This window comes from Staphylococcus sp. Mo2-1, from assembly GCF_046721385.1.
GTDB lineage: Bacteria > Bacillota > Bacilli > Staphylococcales > Staphylococcaceae > Staphylococcus > Staphylococcus equorum_A.
The window spans coordinates 1,308,064-1,328,065 of the sequence record NZ_JBEUUK010000001.1; the positions used below are offsets into that span (position 1 = coordinate 1,308,064).

The window sequence follows — 20,002 nt, forward strand, 5'->3', positions numbered from 1 at the left end:
TGTAACACTCCTTTATCTCTATTTAATTCTCATTCAAATCTGATTCTGTAATGTATACATCTCTTGGTTTTGAACCATTTGCTCCAGAAACATAACCTAATTGTTCTAATTGGTCTACAATTCTCGCCGCACGATTATAACCGATTTGGAAATGGCGTTGTACTAATGAAGTAGAAATATGACCTTCTTTCAACATAAAACTACATACATCATCGAATAAACTATCCTGAGGTTGTGCTTCCGTTTTTTTCAATAATTCTTTTTCTTCAAATAAATATTCTGGATCTCTTTGTTGTTTTATAAAATCAACAACATCATCTATTTCATCATCCGATACAAATGTGCCTTGAACACGTATCGGTTTATTCATACCACTGCCTAAATAAAGCATATCTCCATAACCTAACAAGCGTTCAGCGCCGCCACTATCTAAAATGGTTCTTGAATCAACGCTAGATGATACCATAAATGCAATTCTTGTAGGTATGTTTGCCTTAATTAAACCTGTAATGACATTTACTGATGGACGTTGTGTTGCTACTAACATATGAATCCCACATGCACGGGCTTTTTGAGCAATACGTGCGATAGATTGTTCTACTTCTTGTGGCGCCATCATCATTAAATCAGCTAATTCATCTATTACTATAACAATTTTTGGCATTCTATCTTCGTAAGTTGCTTTCTTATTAAAAGCAGTAATATTTCTTACGTGATATTTTGCGAACACTTTATAACGACGTTCCATTTCTTCTACAGCCCATTTTAAGCTTTGTGTCGCCGCTTTTACGTCAGTAATAACAGGCGCTACCAGATGTGGTAAATCATTATATGGTGCCAATTCTACCATTTTAGGATCAATAAGTAATAATTTTAGCTCTTCTGGATGATTTTTATATAATAATGACATTAAAATACTATTTATGCACACAGATTTACCTGAACCAGTTGCACCGACTATAAGTGCGTGTGGGGTTTTAGATATATCCATTAGTAAAGGTTCGTTATTAATTCTAAGCCCCATAGCAACAGTTAATTTAGACTCTGCATTTTTAAATGTGGGATCTTCAATAATTGAACGTAAATTGACTGTGGTAGCGTTCTGATTAGGAACTTCTATACCTACAAGGCTAGTACCAGGGATTGGTGCTTCTATACGAATATCTTTAGCCGCAAGTGCCATTTTAATGTCGTCTTGCAATGCAGTGATTCGAGAAACTTTGACACCTTTTTCTACTGATAATTCAAAACGTGTGACACTTGGTCCTTCAGTAACGTTTTGAACTTCAGCAGGTACATTAAAATAGTAAAACGCATCATTCAATTCTTGTTTTTTATCTTCAATCCAAGCGTTATCAATTTCATGTTGTTTAGGTTCTTCTAATAAATCTAAGTTAGGCAACTTAATATTTGGCCCTCTTCTAATTGTTGGCTTACCACTGTCGTCAGTTGTCTTGTTAGCGTCTAATTGATTGTGTGCCATCTCGGGTTTTAATTTCGGCTCTTGATTTTGTGTTATTGGTGACGTCTGTTCATTATTAATTTCAGTTTCCTTATGCTCCGCATGTTGAGCGGAGTCAACTGAAGATGGATTTATTTCATCGTCATGTTTTTCTGACGTTCCATGATTGATAGATTGTTCACTATGATTTGATGCATCCATAGTAGTTGATGGATGTTCTGTTATTTCGGGCGTTGATGTCAGATTTTGCTCTTGTTGCTCTTGTTGCTCTTGTCCAACTGTTTCATCTTTAACTACACTTTCAGTACCAAGATCATTGGATTCAATTTCTTTACTTTCATTTTGTGATGATTGTGATGTGTTACTTGAATTTGTAAAATGCTGATTACTATTCTTAGGTTTTTTAGCATCCATCATACGTTTTTTGTCAGAAGGTGTCATAACAACATTAAATGGCTTGCTACCTTTTCTAATTGATGTTTGATTGCTACTTGTAGTCGCTTCACTTGATTCAGTTGTTTCATTTTTTAGTACACTTGATTGCGTACTACTAGGATCAAGCTGTGTTTCTTGATCAACCACTTCATCTTCGATTTCAAATTGGTCTGTATCAGATTGCTCTGTATTGTATTGTGCTGAATCTTGTTGTACTTCAGCTATTTCATTAGATACAGATTCCGATGACATCTCTGATTCTGACGGTTGTGTCATATCTTGAGCACTATTTAGTTCTGTTTCAGTCGCTAACTCCTGATCTTCACAATGTATTTCGCTCTCGCCCTCAGATATAATACTATCCGCTTCTGTTAATTCATTTTGTGGGCTTGTCACTTCTCTATATTGAGCGTCTGATATATCTTCATTATCTTCTATTTCTACATAAAGATTTTCATCAGAAATATTTTCATTATTATCTTCAACTGTATTTAAAGTATCATCGTTTGAAATGGTTGTTTCGACATCATCATTTAATGATTTGTACTCAGTTGATGCATGATTTTCAATGTCACTATCAGGCGATTCTGATTCTAAATCTGCATCTACATTTACGTATTCATCATTAATTGTATGTACATCACGCACATGATCTAAATCAATTTCTTCATAATTAAATGGTGATGTAGCGCCTAAGCTGCTTTCATCCTCATTTTGTTGACTATCATCGGATAGTTGAGCGTCTTGAATCGATGCTTCTGTTTGATGTTCAGAAACATTTTTATTTTTGCTCTCTTCGTCTAAAGAGCTTTCTCCAATAAAATGGTGTGCTTGTTTGGCATACATTTCATCTATTGCTTTTTGTATGCTGTCTTCGTTATTATCTTGGTTTTCTTGACGTTTTTGTTGCAACGCTTTTTTGAATTGGCGTTTTTGAAGTACTTTACGTTCACGTTCTCTTCGAATTTCTTCTACGATTTGTGATGCGTAAATATTTTCAATATTAATTGCGTTGTTTACTTTAGGTTGTTCATTTGAAGATCGTCGCTTTTGTTCAGAAAGTTGTTGTGACTGTTCATTATCTTCTTCCACTTGCGCTTCTAAATAGTCATTATCTTCAAAAGAATATGGTTGCTGATTATCAACTTGTAAATTTTCATCGTCTGTTGCATCATTTGATGGTTCTACAAATTGGTCATTATAAATTTTAGTGTCATGTATTTCAGATGATTCCTGTGCTAGAGTTTGTGATTGTGTTTTGTTATCTTCATCATTTGAAACTTGCTCGCTATTTCCGTTTTCAGTTTCGTCTGAAGGTTTTATAACACCGTTTTCCAGCGGGTGTGGCTTTTGAGTACCAAATATTGCAGATGGCACTTCACTCGCTTTAAAATCACTCTCATGATACATAGGTATGTCTCTTTTAGTTTTCTTAGAAGCATTTGCACGTAAAACATCAGTTTGTATTCTCATTCGTTGACCTTTATGAGATTTTGGTTCTCGTTTTGGTTCTGAATATGTTTCTTTTTGTGACGGCTGATTTTCTGTTTGTGTATTAACATCATTAGAAGCTGTCTTATCATACATATGTCTACGTCTTCTCTGCTTATGATTAGCATTTATTGAGTCTGAAGCATGACGGTCACTATGTTGTTGATTACCATAATCTGAACTATCTTTTGAAATTGAATCTTCTTCTGGATGCTTGGCTTCATTCGCTTCTTCTAAAATACGCATTGGAAACCTGAATTTTCCTTTGGGTCTTTCATAAACATCATTGTTCTGAGGAAGTAATGAATCTTGTTCTTCTTGTTGTGTAGCTTTTTGACGTCGTTGGTTTCTTTTACTAAGATAATCTTCTGTAGAATCATTATCTTCTCCAAATAACTTGTCGAACCTGACTCATTCGTACATTACCTCCTTTTATTCTTCAAAAAATGCTTGGCCAACTGTATAATCATCAGATAAGACCATAATCCCTTTTTCTTGAGGTGCATTGGGTAAATCAAGTTCCTTCATAGAACAAATCATACCACTTGAAGCTACACCTCTTAGCTCAGCATCTTTAATAACCATACCACTTGGCATTACAGCGCCTACTTTAGCCACTACTACTTTTTGTCCAGCATCTATATTAGGCGCACCACAAACTATCTGTAACTTTTCAGTACTTACATCAACACTAAGCACACTTAATTTATCAGCATCTGGGTGCTTTTCTTTAGTTTCAACATAGCCTACAACAAACTTAGGAGATAAATCTGCCTTTAATTTAAATGTAAATCCAAGCATCTTCAATGGCTTTTTGAAATTCATTAACTAATGTTTCAGTTAACTTAACATGTCCATTTCCACTTATAGTTGATTTTTCTGATACATTAAAAATGTTATAACCTACAACTTGTGATTCACTTTTAATTTCAACAACATCACCTTTATACTCATAGTTGAACTCACCGCTAGTTGGTTCAACTTGTAAAAATGCAACGTCTCCTACTGCTTCTTTATTATAAAATAAATTCATATCTATATACTCCTTATTTCTTATCTTTATTTTCGTATTGTTTTCTTGTTGCTTCTAATCTTTGTATCACGTTAGGATCTCTTTTTTGTTTGTTATTTTTTCCTAAGATGAAAATAGGCTCAAAATGACCTTTGTCGTAACCTAATGATAATGATGTGATAGGCACTAAGCCTTTTGTAAAGAATTCCATAGTTAAATGTGCCATTACGTCATAACCCGTTTTATTACGGATATCTGCAATAATCAAGACATCTTGATGTGGCACTGCAACTAACATTTCTCCTTCACATTGGTCTTGTATTTCATTTAAAAATGTTGTATTTAAGATTCTACTCGCATCATAGCCATCGTTAGAGTTAATAAAGTAAAATATATTGCCTTTTACTTCATCTGTAGTATATTTATTTTCTAATTTTCGCACATTAAATAAAGCCATTTCTTTTAATTGTTGCTTAGATAACTTCATTGACTCTAACATTTTTTCATCCATAAGACGATATGATTTCCCTAGATCAACTACATAGTAAATATTTGTTTCTGCAGTGTGTTCTTCTATAACAAATGCATTACCATCTTTGTCTTTTTTATCAAAGCTTGGGGATCTCAGTACTGGCATGATTTGAGCACTATTAACCTCTGATAGCCCCTCCCCTTTCATTTGTTCAATTGCTTCTTCTACATAATATACAATTTCATCTACTATATTTTCTTTTTGTTCTTTATATTTAGCTACTATCGTAGCAACTTTAACAGTGACGCCCTTGCCATTGTCTACTCTAGATATACGTAGCGTTTCATCTTCACGATTAAAAGTAAACTTTACTTCTGGTTTGCTTAATCGATCTTTTAATTTATCTCTCATTTGAAAGACATTCATTGTTAACACTCCTATTTACGTGCCTTATTATAGTTTACAATAAATACACCCTTAGGAACAGAAAAAATGTAAGTTCTAAGGGTATATATTTTTATATTTCAACATTAATTATTTACGAAGTAAAATTTTTTATAAAGAAGCTAAAAAGTTATCAATTTGTTCAATGGATTTTCTTTCTTTTCCAATATAACTACCGATTTGTGAGCCATTACGGAAAACTAAGAAACTTGGTATACCCATAATTCCATTTTCCACACAAATATCTATAAATTTATCTCTATCAACTGAGATGAATTTGTAATTAGTGTATTTTTCCTCCAACTGTGGTAATTCAGGTTCAATCACTTTACAATCAGGACACCAATCAGCCGTAAATAAAAATACTGTTTGCTCGTTTTTAAGTTGCTCAAATTGTTGTTCAGTTTCTAATTGTTGCATCCAATCACTCCTTAGTGTGTTATTTATATTGTAATTCTTCAATTTTAGAATCATCTAATTGAGTTGTAGCTTGTGTTAATAATGCTCTTGCGACTTCGTAATCTCTTATATCAAACACTGCATTTGTACTATGGATATATCGTGCACAAACTCCAATTACTGCGGTTGGGATACCGATTTTTGCTTTGTGGATTTCTCCACCATCAGTACCACCAGGTGAAATATAATATTGATGCTTAATTTTAAATTGGTCAGCTAAATCTAATAGGTAATCTCTAAAAATTGGTTTAAGTAGCATCGTACCATCTTTAATTCTAATTAATGTGCCGACACCTAATTCTCCAGATAAATTCTGTTTACCTTTCATATCATTAGCTGGTGAACAGTCTACTACAAAAGCCACATCAGGGTCTATCAATTCAGCAGACGCTTTAGCTCCTCTTAAACCAACTTCTTCTTGGACATTAGCACCTACATATAAGTCATAGCCAAGCTCTACATCTTTTAATAATTCCAATAATTCAATGCTAAGCAGACAACCATAACGATTGTCCCAAGCCTTACTTGAGAAACGATGCTCTGATAATTGTGTGAACGGTGTTTCTGGAACAATTGAATCACCAATTTCAATGCCACGTTTTCTTACCTCTTTTGGATTTTCACAGCCAATATCTAAAAGTAAATCTTCTATTTTAGGTGCACCTTCATTACCTGTCCTAAAATGTTTAGGTATATTCGCCACCACGCCGATGATTTCTTCATTTTTACGCGATTTTACTTTAAGTCGTTGACCTTGCCAAATATCTGTAGCAACGCCACCCAAATTTGTAAATTGTATCATACCGTTTTCTGTAATATTTGTAATCATAAAGCCAATTTCATCCATGTGAGCAGACCACCATTACACGCTTTGGATTCTTTACTTTCGAACGTTTAACACCGTAAATGCCACCCATGCGATTATAAACAAACTCATCTACAAATGGTTCTAATTCTGATTTAAGGTATGCTTTTACATCATCTTCAAAACCAGGTGCCCCATGTAATTCTGTTAATGTTTTCATTCTAGCTAATGTTTTATTATTGTCTATATTCAATGTCCCTCACTCCTTACTATTTATTATATCATCTTCATTATGGTAAACTATAAATATGACTTTATTGGAGGTAGATTGTGTTATGTTAAATAAAAAGAATTGGCTTATCATCTTATTTATTTCACTAACAACAATTGTCGGAGCGACTTATTTTTATAAACGTCAAAAAGATCTACAATATCACGATCCAGATAAAATTATTACTGAAGTAAGAACATACTTTATGAATGTTGTAGGATCTTATATATTGAATGAACCGATTACGTATAAAAAATCCGATGATAATTTTATTGTTTTTCAAGGTGGTATTACCACACAAAACAATAAAACATTAACATATTATGACTTTTTTGCAGATGCAAAAAGTGGAGAAGTTATAGATATTATTGAATGTGAATCATAAAAGGTTAAAGTTTTGAACATGTAATGTATCAATCGCTCAAAGCACTGATAAACATTACAAGACAAGAGATAAAGGTTTACACTGTATAGACACAAGGACCACACCCATCCGTTTCTAAAACAGTGATTATCCATATCTCTTCGTTCATAACTTTAACCTTTTTAATTTCTCGAAATATAAGTTTCTATTTCATTCAATTTATTCTTATCAAATTTCACAGCAAAGTAATTAGCATCATGATAGTATAAGAACCAATAATCTTGCATAATATAGTTTGGAATTAAACGTTCTTTCTCTCTTATGGATTGCATAGGATAGTCATCATATGCTGTTACCCACAATGGATTTCTATGAGCCAGTGTCGGGAAGATGTCTCCCATGTGCACTGCTTTTTCTCCTTCACTTTCTATTGTTACTACTGAATGTCCGTAACTATGTCCCCCAGTATGACGAATTTGAATGCCAGGATATATTTCTATCTCTTTCTCAAAAAGCATTAATTTATTTTTAAAATCTCCATTATTTTTCTGCCAGTAAGTCGATTTACTACGTATATTTGGACTTTGGAACTCATGCCATTCGTCTTGTTGAATGACATGGATTGCATTACTGAAAATAGCGTGCCCATCGTTATCCGTTAGCCCAGTTGCATGGTCAAAATGAAGATGAGTCATTAATACATAATCAATATCCTCTAGTGTTAGATTTAACGCTTTTAAATCATTTTCCATATCACTCTCATAATGGACACCAAATATTTTACGTTCTTTATCAGTTAATTTTCCCGCACCAACACCAGTATCAACAACAATATTTTTGTCCTCAGTTTGGATAAGTATCGGATGCGTCGGTAATGGGATTTGATTTTTTTCGTTTACTTCATATCTCTTTGTCCATAATGCTTTAGGTACAACGCCAAACATTGCGCCCCCATCAATATGAGTAATACCCCCATTTAAATAATGTACTTTATAATTACCTAATTTCATCATTTAATTCCTCCTCACCTTTCATTTAACAACGTCAATTACTTACTATAGTAATACAATACATTTACTACGTAAAATAAAGGCAATGATTTGAAATTTAAAATATCCCCAATTCTAATTCTTCATTACTTTTTATTAGATAGTGAGTTATTTTTAATACATTGATTTCTTAATAAACATCCGTTACAACTATCACTGTCATATAGTTTGAAATCTCTTCTAAAACCATATTTATCATTTCTATAATCATACTTTATAAAAGGTAATCTACAATTATTCGGACAAATAAGTTCATCGTTAATCTCGTTGTATGGCCAGTTTTGTGTATTAAACTTGTCATTTTTATATTTCTTTTTTTGTTCTTTGATAAACATTCCATATGTAACTAAAGGTGTTTTACCAAAATCATCTAGAATAGATAAATAATTTGGTTCACTTCCATTGCCTGCGACAACGATATATACAGGAATGTCACCATGATAATTTTTAATGTGCTCTAAATAAGGTTTAATTGTACCGATTTTTTAAAGCGCTGACGCCTAGTAGAATAGTATGAGTCTGTAAAACAAATAATATCTCAACTCTATTGCTATATTGGCAGTAGATGACTGAAGTGAAAACGCGCATAATATGAAGCTTGTTTCACTTCTAGTCATCTTTGCCAGGGTGGGACGACGAAATCTTATTAGAAAAATTAGATTTCTGTCCCACTCCCATACCCGAGGCAAACATGCGTTTTCAAAATCGGAATATTTTAAATAGAAAAGCGACAATCCATTAGAAACTGAACTGCACCCAGTCAAGTAGACAAGTAAATAATTAAATTTTAGGTTGATCTCGTATTAAGCGAGATCAGCCATTTTTAATGTGATGCGCTCATTATTAAAAAAATGAATATAATCATCTATAATAATTTTAGCTCTTTCTATATTCTCAAATAAATAATGTTTATTTCCTCTATAAATCTCACTTTTAATAATCCCCCAAACACTTTCCATTGGTCCATTATCTATACATCTACTAACACGCGACATACTTTGAATTACGCCAAAGCGATTTAATTTATCTCTAAATCGCCTAGATGTGTATTGGTACCCTCGTTCACTATGCAAAAGAATACCTTCGGTAGAGTCCATATTACATACTGCTTTATCAAAAGTGTTAAATACGAGTTGATTATTATTTGAAGCACTTGTTTCATAACTAACTATTTTATTTGTACCTAAATCATAAATAGCACTTAAATATACTTTGTTTCCAGCTTTAAGTCGAAACTCAGTTACATCAGTTAACCATTTAACGTTAGGTTTATCTTCTTGAAATTCACGATTCAATATATTTTCAGCTGTGATTTGAGGCGTTGAACGTTTATATGGTGTTCTCTTACGACGTATGACAGCAGTTAGCCTCAGTTTTTTCATTAATCGATAAATACGCTTCTGATTCACTTTTTTACCTAATTTAATTCGAATATAAATGTAAATACGTCTGTAACCATAAATGCCTTTATATTTATCATATATTTCTTGTATGTCTTCCATTAAAGATTCGTTTTCTACATCTCTTTGTGTAGGTACGCGATGAATCCATTTATAATAACTGGATCTTGAAATTCCAAGCGTTTGGCATAGTTGTTGAACAGGATATTCTTCTTTTAGCGTTTGGATCGTTTCGTATGCCGTGATTTGTTTGATTTTTGATTCATCATCTCTCTTTCTATTTCTTGATATTTTTTTAAAACTTTATTTTCCATTTCTAAAATTTTATTACGTTCTTTTAATGCTTTAATTTCAGCTTCATTAACTTCTTCAGAAGTTAATATTGATTGAGGTTTACCTTTACCTCGACCATCGATTAGACCGTCAGCTGCCATGCTCTTTATATTTTTGTATCCATTGGTACACTTGACCGTAAGTAACATTAAATCTTTGGGCTATTTCTTTGTAACTTAATTCATTATCCAGATAAAATTTAACGATATTTAATTTTTCTTCATAAGTCGTTTTTTTCGCTTTCATTATATACACCTCAGATATTGAAGAATAATTTTGGTTCTCTTTATCCTCAGTATAACGTTTTGTCCAATTAATTATAGTCTTATGTGATGGCACGTTGTATTTAATCGCTAAATCTCGATAAGATAACTCACTATGAAAATATTCATCAACAACGTTCATTTTAAATTCTTTTGAATAACTATTGTTATTTGATTTTGGAATCAACGATTCCATACCTTTATCTAAATATTGATAGTATTTATCTCTTAATATACCTGTATGAATATCTAGGTTTAATTCATCTACAATATTCGCAAAACTCATGCCTTCTTCATATTTGTCAAAGGCAATAAGAAGTGAATTTAAATCTACTTTAAGTTTTTGAGACACAAAAAAACTCCCTTCAAAGTTTTTACTTTTTAAGTGTCTACTTTGAAGGGAGCATATCAAAACTAATAGATTGCTTGCTTTTAATTTGAAAATCATTATAAATTTTTATGGAATTTTGCTTCCATTCGATAAATTCTTGAACCTCTGTCAGAAAACTTTCTTTCATACTCAGTTTCTATATTATCTTCGTCATCTTCTTGATGAAGATTTAAATTGAGTTTAGTAAAATACATGCCGAATTGAGACATACTCTCTAAACTATAAGCAAAAAGACCTCTGTTGTCAGTTTTAAAGTGAAGTTCTCCGTCTTCTTTCAAAACTTGCTTATACAGTGCTAAAAACGTATGATACGTCAATCTGCGTTTAGTATGTCGTTTTTTAGGCCATGGATCTGAAAAATTCAAATATATGCGATCAATTTCGCCATCTTTGAAATATTCATTGAGCTCCAGTGCATCGTTACAAATCAATTTAATGTTAGTAAGACCAAGTTCTTTAACTTTATCTACAATATTAACCACTACACTTTTTTCTCGTTCCAAAGAAATAAAATTTATGTCAGGGTTTTGTCCGGCAAGTGTTGTAATAAACTGTCCCATTCCTGATCCTATTTCAATGTATATCTCTTGGTCTTTATCAAACCAGTCACTTATATGCCCTGCATGACTACCATCCATATCCACTAGTTCAGGATGTGATTTCAAATAATCTTCTGCCCAAGGCTTGTAACGCATTCTCATTCTGATAACTCCTTATATAAAAGCATTGTTATTCATTACTTCATTTAAGAATTTGAGCCACATATTCATATCTTTGTAGCGCTTTTGTTCTTCATACCATTGGACCATACCTATAGACTGAATAACTGTATACCATTTCATACGTTTTTGTAAGTCCATTGAGTCTTTAGTTCCATAAACATCTAACCAGTGAGGCCATTTTTTTCAGGAACGTAATTGTATAGCGAGCATGCCTAAATCAATTGCAGGATCAGCAATCATCGCGCCTTCCCAATCAACTAAGTAAAGCTCATCACGATCTGATAATAGCCAATTATTGTGGTTAACATCGCCGTGTACAACGGTAAAGAAACGTGGATCTAAATTAGGCATATGGTCTTCTAAATACGTTAATGCTTTTCTTACTACATGATGCGTTAAAACTTCTCTAGATAATGAAGCGTTAATTTTATTTAACAAAATATCTGGTGTGATCGGCTCCATTTCCATTCGTTTTAACATATTCAATAGTGTTCTAGAACTATGAATTTTTTTCAATAAATTAGCTACTCTTTGTTCATGCATTTCATTGAAAGTAAGTTCTCTACCATTTTTCCAATGTTGCGCCGTTACAACTTCTCCAGTTTCGATTCGTTTCGTCCAAACTAGTTTTGGCACAATACCTTCAGCAGATAAGGCTGCGATAAAGGGGTTTGAATTTCTTTTTAAAAATAATTTCTGCCCATCCTGTTCAGCCATATAAGCTTCACCAGATGCACCACCTGCTGAATCAAGCGTCCATCCTAATTGATAAAACTGCTCCAACACGTTCACCTCACTTTCAACTAGAAAATGGCTCCTGAAAAGAATTTTCGAGAGCCATATATAATAATTTTTTAATTCAAAATTATAAACTCCAACCAAAATTGTGCAGCCTCAAGTTTTATGACTGACACATTGTCCCATCATGGTTCAAGTTCTTTTTAATTTATTAATACTCATACTGTCTGAGCTAATTTACAATAACTTTTACATCATATCATAAATTAGCTCTTAACAGAGTATTAATTTAATATTTCTCTATCTTTTTTTGTGAAATTTTTTACTTCCAAATTTCACGACTTATAAAAGATTTTATAATCTTTAATACTTTATTTCAACTATAAATGAGAAATTAAAATTCACATTTTGATTCCATACCTTTATGGAATTCTATTAAACGGCTCAGTAAGAATTATAACATAATTTGACCTTAATATATGTTACATTTTCTATCCATTTATTGAAATTATTAACTATGCGTGTCAATATATCTATTAAATCCTTCTTGTAGCGATTTAGTGATTGGTCCTACTTTTCCATCACCTACAGCTTCACCATTTAATTTAACAACTGGCATCACTTCAATTGATGTACTTGAAACCAAAACTTCATCCGCATTTTTTAAAAATTCTAAAGTAAATGTTTCTTCTTTAAACGAAATACCTTTTTCTTCAGCAATTTCTTTTATTACCATACGCGTAATACCATTCAAAATATAGTTATTGATTGGGTGCGTATAAATCACGCCATCTTTAATTGCGTAAACATTGCTTGAAGATCCTTCTGTAACAGTTTCACCACGGTGTTGGATTGCTTCTTGTGCATTATATTTAACAGCATATTCTTTTGCTAATACATTGCCTAATAAATTCAAGCTTTTTATATCACATCTTAACCAGCGGATATCTTCAGTCGTTACGGCGTTTATGCCTTCTTCTAATAATTTGTATGGACGGTCATAAGATTTTGTAAAAGCTGTGATATTCGCTTTTACTGATGGCGTAGGAAAGGCATGATCACGCGGCGCAGTACCACGCGTCACTTGAATATATACGCCGCCATTAACAATACCATTAGCGACTATCAGTTCTCGTACAAGTTCTATAAGGCCATCAACTGTATAGTTTAATTCTAAGCCAATTTCTTTAGCGCTTCTTAATAATCTTTCAAAATGCGCATTGGCAGTAAAAGGATGATTGTCATAAACTCTTATATATTCATAAATACCATCACCAAATACATATCCTCTATCGTTATAAGCTACATTCGCATCTTTTTCCTCTAGTAATCTTTCATTTATTAATACTTTTGTCATATTTATTCCTCCACACACAAAGTATATAGTGATTCTAAGTAGATACTCGTCGCATCAAACAATTGCTTTTTACTGATATATTCATTTTTTTGGTGCATTAAATCTTCAGAATCACTGAACATTGCGCCAAAGGCAACACCTTTGTCTAAATTACGTGCGTATGTGCCACCACCAATTGTGTATGGTTCTGTTTCGTCACCTGTTTGATTTCTATAGGCTTGTACTAACGTTTGAACGAAGGGATCATCTTTTTCTACATAATGCGGTGTTTGGTTTTTACCTAATTCAATTGAAAATCCAAGTGGTTGAACTTCACTCTTGAAGCGCGTCATTGCTTCTTCAAATTCAAATCCTTGTGGATATCTTAAATTAACACCAAATGTTCCACCTTCAACATTGTCATAAGACATGACACCTATATTCGTCGTTAAATCACCCATAACATCTGTGTGAAATTTCATACCCATTTTTTCTCCAAAATGAGAATTAAATAAATATTTTTCACTGAAATTCACGAAATTAGCTGCTGTTTTGTCTAAATCTAGACTAGATAAGAAATTCAACAAGTACAAACCAGCATTAACACCTATAGAAGGATCCATACCGTGTACGGCTTTTCCTTGAACTTTTAATACAAGTACGCCACTATCAACGATGCTTTCCCCTTCAATATTGTTCTCGTGAACAAATTGTTCGAAGTTTTGAATGACATCAGTCATGTTTTCTTTTACAGATACATTCGCCACAGCTTCATCAGGTACCATATTATATCTTTGTCCTGAATTGAATGAAATTAATTCATATTCTGGCTCGTCTTGGTCTTCTGCTTTTTCGTTTTGAATCACATCAAAAGTAGTAATACCCTTTTCGCCGTGAATTGCAGGGAATTCTGCATCTGGTGCAAATCCTAAAGCAGGCATTTCTTCAGTTTCAAAATAACGCTCAGTACATTGCCAATCAGATTCTTCGTCAGTGCCTATTATAATATGTATACGTTTTTTCCAATTTACATTCATATCATTTAATATTTTAACTGCATAGTACGCCGCAATTGTTGGTCCCTTATCATCAAGCGTACCTCTTGCAATAATTTTATCGTCTGTCACAACTGGATCAAATGGGTCAGAATCCCAACCTTCTCCAGCAGGTACGACATCAACATGGCATAATATACCAAAAACATCTTCTCCGAGCACCCGCTTCAATTCGACCAGCAATATGGTCTACATCATGTGTGCCAAATCCGTCGCGTTCAGCTATTTTGTACATGTAATCTAAGGCTTTTCGTGGACCAGGTCCAACTGGATATTCGGTCGATGCTTTATTATCTTCCCTAACACTCTCAATAGATAATAAACCTTTCAAATCTTCAATGATTAGATCTTCATATTCTTTCACTTTGTCTTTCCACATTTGTGATCCACTTCCTTCTCCAAACTTATATATTTAATATTTTACATGATGTGTGGCAGAAACTACAGTGAGATGTCATTATTTTTTAAAAATTCCAACTGTTTCGCTAACAGATAAAACAGTTCAACCTATATATATTAATATATTTCAAAATCTGTATTAATATAAAAAAGAAGGTGAGATAAAATACATATCTCAGCCTCAATGATTAATTTCGCAGTGATTGACTAAATTGAAAAAGCGCTTCAGCGCTTGTATTCCATTTTCTAGTCTACTTTGTCGGGTCGGGTTCATACGACGAAATCTTGTTAAAAATATAGATTTCTGTCCCACACGCATAAAAAAACCTAGTTCATTAAAGTGAACTAGGTCGCCAAATAGTAATTTACTATTTATTATCACGTTTATTACTATTATTTTTTAATTCTTCTTCAGTTACGACACGTAGATTATTAGAAGGATCTCCGCCTTCATCATCGAATCTAGCTTCTTCAATCTCTACGTCTTCTTTTTTAACACTATTTTTGAAATTATTTTTCTGATCTTTAAGGTAACCTTTAGGGTCTTGTTTTACTTTTGAAGCATAACCTTTAGGATCTTGTTTTACTTCGCTATAAGTTTCGCCTGCTTTTGAACTAATTTGACTAGCGATATCTTTCGCGTTTTGCTTATATGATTCTGGATTAGATTTGTATTTGCCATACTCATCTTTCAATCTATCTCTATTTTCTTTTTTAGAAAGAACAACTGCGACCAGTTGCTCCACCGATTCCTAATACTGCTTTAAATAAATTTGACATAAAAACACCTCTTCATTATTTTAATCCTAATTGTTTAAAATCTTGTTGAGTTAAATGACGAAATTCTCCTGGCGCTAATGCTGAATCTAGCTTTAAGTCGCCAATGCTAATACGTTTCAAAGCTAAAACTTCATTATCTATAGCATGAAACATACGCTTAACCTGATGATACCTTCCTTCGTATATTGTGACAAATGATTTGTTCTTTTCATCACCTTCAACTAATTGAGCAGGTTTCGCCAATCCCTCATTTAATTCAATACCCGTTTTAAAGGATTCTATATCATTTTTTGTAATAGTTTTTTCAGAAATCACTTCATATGTCTTAGAAACATGCTTTGTTGGACTCATCAATTGGTGGTTAAACTGCCCATCATTCGTGATGAGCAATAACCCTTCAGTATCTTTATCCAAACGACCAACTGGAAATAGTTCTAAATATCTAAATTCATCTACTAAGTCTATAACAGTCTGTTGATTATTGTCTTCAGTAGCTGATAAATACCCTTTTGGTTTATTTAACATCAAATAGATTTTATCTATATACTGAATTTGCGTTTCATTGACGCTTACAATATCCGTTTCTGGATTAATTTGAATTTTTGGTGACTTCTCTTTTTTATCATTCACGGTAACATTGCCTTTTTTTAATAACTGTTTCACTTCTGTACGTGTTCCTACGCCCATATTAGCTAAGAATTTATCTATTCTCATTCTCGCAATACCTAACTTACGTCTAATTTTCTGTGGAATATCACCTAAAAACTGATCTGCAAGCCTTGTCTTCATTGTCATGCTAGCATAAACTAACATACCTACAATTACACTAACAATAATTATAATCAGCGATCCAAATTTAGATTGTGTTGAAATAAATAATTGTAAGATAAAGAATGTTAACTCAACTGATATCATCATAATTAAGCTATATAAGAATATTTTACCAAAATGTAACCATGTTTCTGAAAAATCAAATTTAGCGTGTTTTTTAAGTATATACAGATTACATGATACTGCAAATAACAATGCAATTGCCGTACTTAATATCGCACCAGACAGAATGGAACGCTAAAATTAATGGCGTATTTAATACTACTTTTATTACAACTGCTGCTAATATAACAAATACTGTTAATTTTTGTTTATCAATACCTTGTAACATAGATGCTGTTACACTCAGTAAACCAATTAGAATCGCTACTGGCGCATAGTAGAATAGCATTTGGCTACCATCAACATTATAACTATAAAAGACTGTATATAATGGTAACGCTAATGCCATAATACCTAAACTTGCAGGCACTGTGATGAACATTAAAACACCTAACGACGTACGCATTTGTCTGTGCATCTCATGCAATTCACCTTTTGCATAAGTTTTCGTAATAAATGGAATTAAACTTACTGCAAAACCTGCTGATAATGCTGTTGGAATCATCACAATTTTGTTTGTCGTCATATTTAAAATTGTAAAGAAATAGTCATGCATATGACTTGGAACGCCGACTAAACCGAGTGCACTGTTATGTGTAAATTGATCGACTAAATTAAATAATGGGAAATTTAAACTCACAATGACGAACGGGATACTGTAAGAAATAATTTCCTTATACATTTTACCGTATGATACATCGATACCCGTTGTATCCGTTGCAACCATTTTTTCAATATTAGGCTTTCTTTTTCTCCAGTAATACCATAGCGTGAAAATCCCTGCAATTGCTCCTACAGCCGCTGCAAATGTAGCAATACCATTAGCCGCAAGTACACTACCGTTAAATACATTAAGCACTAAATAACTACCAACTAAAATAAATAGTATACGTGCGATTTGTTCGATAACTTCTGACACTGCCGTCGGTCCCATAGATTTGTAACCTTGGAACACACCACGCCATGTAGCAAGTAGCGGGATAAAAATAACTACCATACTAATAATTCTAATAATCCATGTAATTTCATCTACTGACCATCCGCCATTTGCACCTGCTTTATTTGCTAAAGTAATAGATGCAATTGTTGGAGCTAATAAATATAAGATGAAAAAACCTATAAATCCTGTTACAGTCATAACAAGAAAGCTTGATTTGTACAGTTTCTCACTTACCCTATACGCGCCCATTGCATTATATTTAGATACATATTTAGACAGTCGCTAATGGGACGCCCGCAGTTGCAATAGCAATCGCTATATTATACGGGGTGTATGCATAGTTGAAAGGCGCCAAATTTTCCTCTCCACCAATAATCGAGTAGAATGGAATAATATATATAACACCTAAAACCTTAGTAATCAAAATACTAAGCGTAATTAAAAAGGTGCCCCTCACTAATTCTTTACTTTCACTCATTCAGATCTTCCTATCTCAAATTAATTTTTACACTCATAACTTTAATAATAACGTTATAACTACTTTTTTTCAAAAGTATATTACTATAAAATAACACTATATAGCTAAGGGAGGCAATAAAATGTATCAAACAATTATAATCGGTGGTGGGCCAAGTGGACTCATGGCTGCCGCTGCATGACAAGTCAAAATAGTGAAAATGTTTTATTAATTGAAAAGAAAAAAGGATTGGGTCGCAAGCTGAAAATTTCTGGTGGTGGCCGCTGTAATGTTACTAACCGCCTTCCTTATGATGAAATTATTAAAAACATACCGGGTAATGGAAAGTTTTTATATAGCCCTTTCTCTGTATTTGATAATGAATCCATCATTCAATTTTTCGAATCCAGAGGTGTAGGTTTAAAAGAAGAAGATCATGGTCGTATGTTTCCAGTATCTAATAAAGCACAAGACGTGGTAGATGCACTCATTCATACGTTACAACAAAATAATGTCGACGTTAAAGAAGAATCAACTGTTCAATCTATTGAATATACGCCCCAACAAACGTTTGAAGTTATGCTAAATAATCAACAACAATTTGAATGTAAGAGTCTTATTATTGCGACTGGTGGTACTAGTGTACCCAAAACTGGTTCTACTGGAGATGGTTATAAATTCGCTAAACATTTAGGGCATACAATTACAGAATTATTTCCAACCGAAGTCCCTATAACATCTTCTGAACCATTTATTAAGAACAAACGTTTAAAAGGATTAAGTTTAAAAGATGTTGCACTATCCGTATTAAAAAAGAATGGCAAACAACGTATCACACATCAAATGGATATGATATTCACACATTTTGGTATAAGTGGACCTGCCGCACTGAGATGTAGTCAATTTGTATATAAAGAGCAAAAAAGTCAAAAACAAAAAGAGATTCAGATGCAACTTGATGTTTTTCCAAATCTGAGTGTCGCTCAATTAGAAGCACAAATTAGAAATATATTAAAAGATACACCTGACAAATATATTAAAAATAGTTTGCACGGGTTAATCGAAGAACGTTATTTATTATTCATTATTGAACAAGCACAAATTAGTGATGACTTAACTGCTCACCATATTTCAAATGCACAAATTAATAAATTAGTTGAATTATTTAAAGGATTTACTTTTACTGTCAATGGAACGTTGCCCATCGATAAAGCTTTTGTAACTGGTGGTGGTGTGTCATTAAAAGAAATACACCCTAAATCTATGATGTCAAAACACGTACCAGGGTTATTTTTATGCGGTGAAGTATTAGATATACATGGTTACACAGGTGGATATAATATCACAAGCGCTTTAGTCACTGGTAATGTAGCCGGTTCAAACGCGGGTGAATTTCATCTTTAATGCTGAAATATAAGCTTCACAAATCAAAAAAAACAAACAAAATGCGCTTATAGCATTTTGTTTGTTTTTTTGATTTGTATTTTTCTTTGAAGTAATCTTTGTCTTCGACAAGTTCATAGCTAAAGACTATAAGATGATGTTGCGCTTATGGAATACTGCACAAAAAAATGCCAACAAAGTCAGAGACTTTGTCGACATTTTAAAATTGCAATAAACGCTCTAAAAATAAAACTTACAATATTTTCAATTCAATATTATAAGCTTTATTTTAACTTAAATACTATTGATTTCTAAACCTTCGTCGCCCCATGCATCCATGCCGCCTTCAACGTTAACTGCATGGATATCATTTTGCTCAAGGTATTGTACTACTTGTGCACTACGACCGCCCACTTTACAGATGATGTAGTATGTTTCATCTTTATTAAAATGATTTAATTCATCCGGAACTTGATTCATCGGTATTGTTTCTGCGCCTGGTATCACACCCATAGCTGTTTCTTCATCTGTTCTAACATCAACGATATGAATTGGGTCACTATCTAAAATTTTCTCTTTTAATTCATCAATTGTTATAGATTCCATAA

The 20,002-nt window shown here is 32.9% G+C and carries 8 protein-coding genes and 10 pseudogenes; 2 read left to right on the plus strand and 16 right to left on the minus strand.

Annotated elements, in window-relative coordinates; all coding sequences use genetic code 11:
• Positions 1-22: 22 nt before the first annotated feature.
• The 5 genes and pseudogenes from ABLV95_RS06530 to ABLV95_RS06550 form a co-directional block, all read right to left on the minus strand.
• Positions 23-3,793 (minus strand): annotated as a pseudogene (locus ABLV95_RS06530) (DNA translocase FtsK); the annotation flags it as partial.
• A gap of 27 nt (positions 3,794-3,820) precedes the next feature.
• Positions 3,821-4,421: pseudogene (ytpR, locus tag ABLV95_RS06535) on the minus strand (YtpR family tRNA-binding protein).
• 13 nt (positions 4,422-4,434) lie between these two features.
• The gene (locus ABLV95_RS06540; RefSeq protein ID WP_046465588.1) at positions 4,435-5,298 is read right to left on the minus strand and encodes a DUF1444 domain-containing protein; all 864 of its coding nucleotides are present in this window, start codon (positions 5,296-5,298) and stop codon (positions 4,435-4,437) included.
• Positions 5,299-5,427: 129 nt separating this feature from the next.
• Positions 5,428-5,736, minus strand: a complete 309-nt coding sequence (locus tag ABLV95_RS06545; RefSeq protein ID WP_046465589.1) for a thioredoxin family protein — start codon at positions 5,734-5,736, stop codon at positions 5,428-5,430.
• Positions 5,737-5,755: 19 nt separating this feature from the next.
• A pseudogene (locus ABLV95_RS06550) lies at positions 5,756-6,800 on the minus strand (M42 family metallopeptidase).
• Between the two features lie 115 nt (positions 6,801-6,915).
• Here ABLV95_RS06550 and ABLV95_RS06555 point away from each other — a divergent pair.
• Positions 6,916-7,236 (plus strand): hypothetical protein, encoded by a 321-nt coding sequence (locus tag ABLV95_RS06555; protein WP_046465591.1) that lies wholly within the window; start codon positions 6,916-6,918, stop codon positions 7,234-7,236.
• Positions 7,237-7,397: 161 nt separating this feature from the next.
• Here the strand turns inward: ABLV95_RS06555 and ABLV95_RS06560 are convergent, their stop codons facing one another.
• The 10 genes and pseudogenes from ABLV95_RS06560 to ABLV95_RS06605 form a co-directional block, all read right to left on the minus strand.
• Positions 7,398-8,225, minus strand: a complete 828-nt coding sequence (locus tag ABLV95_RS06560) for a YtnP family quorum-quenching lactonase (RefSeq protein WP_460876742.1) — start codon at positions 8,223-8,225, stop codon at positions 7,398-7,400.
• Between the two features lie 117 nt (positions 8,226-8,342).
• Positions 8,343-8,740 (minus strand): annotated as a pseudogene (locus tag ABLV95_RS06565) (transposase); the annotation flags it as partial.
• Between the two features lie 327 nt (positions 8,741-9,067).
• Positions 9,068-10,669: pseudogene (locus ABLV95_RS06570) on the minus strand (IS3 family transposase).
• Between the two features lie 38 nt (positions 10,670-10,707).
• The gene (gene trmB / locus ABLV95_RS06575) at positions 10,708-11,352 is read right to left on the minus strand and encodes a tRNA (guanosine(46)-N7)-methyltransferase TrmB (protein ID WP_046465594.1); all 645 of its coding nucleotides are present in this window, start codon (positions 11,350-11,352) and stop codon (positions 10,708-10,710) included.
• 12 nt (positions 11,353-11,364) lie between these two features.
• Positions 11,365-12,156: pseudogene (locus tag ABLV95_RS06580) on the minus strand (phosphotransferase).
• Between the two features lie 466 nt (positions 12,157-12,622).
• Positions 12,623-13,468, minus strand: a complete 846-nt coding sequence (gene dat / locus ABLV95_RS06585) for a D-amino-acid transaminase (RefSeq protein ID WP_460876666.1) — start codon at positions 13,466-13,468, stop codon at positions 12,623-12,625.
• 2 nt (positions 13,469-13,470) lie between these two features.
• Positions 13,471-14,881 (minus strand): annotated as a pseudogene (gene pepV, locus ABLV95_RS06590) (dipeptidase PepV).
• A 388-nt stretch (positions 14,882-15,269) separates the two neighbouring features.
• Positions 15,270-15,681 (minus strand): annotated as a pseudogene (locus ABLV95_RS06595) (YtxH domain-containing protein).
• 15 nt (positions 15,682-15,696) lie between these two features.
• Positions 15,697-16,395: a pseudouridine synthase gene (locus tag ABLV95_RS06600; protein ID WP_046465599.1), complete on the minus strand. Its 699-nt coding sequence runs from the start codon at positions 16,393-16,395 to the stop codon at positions 15,697-15,699.
• Positions 16,396-18,032 (minus strand): annotated as a pseudogene (locus ABLV95_RS06605) (polysaccharide biosynthesis C-terminal domain-containing protein); the annotation flags it as partial. It lies immediately after the preceding gene.
• Between the two features lie 121 nt (positions 18,033-18,153).
• On the opposite strand from ABLV95_RS06605, the pseudogene ABLV95_RS06610 reads away from it, so the two are divergent.
• A pseudogene (locus ABLV95_RS06610) lies at positions 18,154-19,415 on the plus strand (NAD(P)/FAD-dependent oxidoreductase).
• Positions 19,416-19,688: 273 nt separating this feature from the next.
• Here the strand turns inward: ABLV95_RS06610 and ABLV95_RS06615 are convergent.
• Positions 19,689-20,000 (minus strand): rhodanese-like domain-containing protein, encoded by a 312-nt coding sequence (locus tag ABLV95_RS06615; RefSeq protein ID WP_069818201.1) that lies wholly within the window; start codon positions 19,998-20,000, stop codon positions 19,689-19,691.
• Positions 20,001-20,002 lie beyond the last annotated feature (2 nt).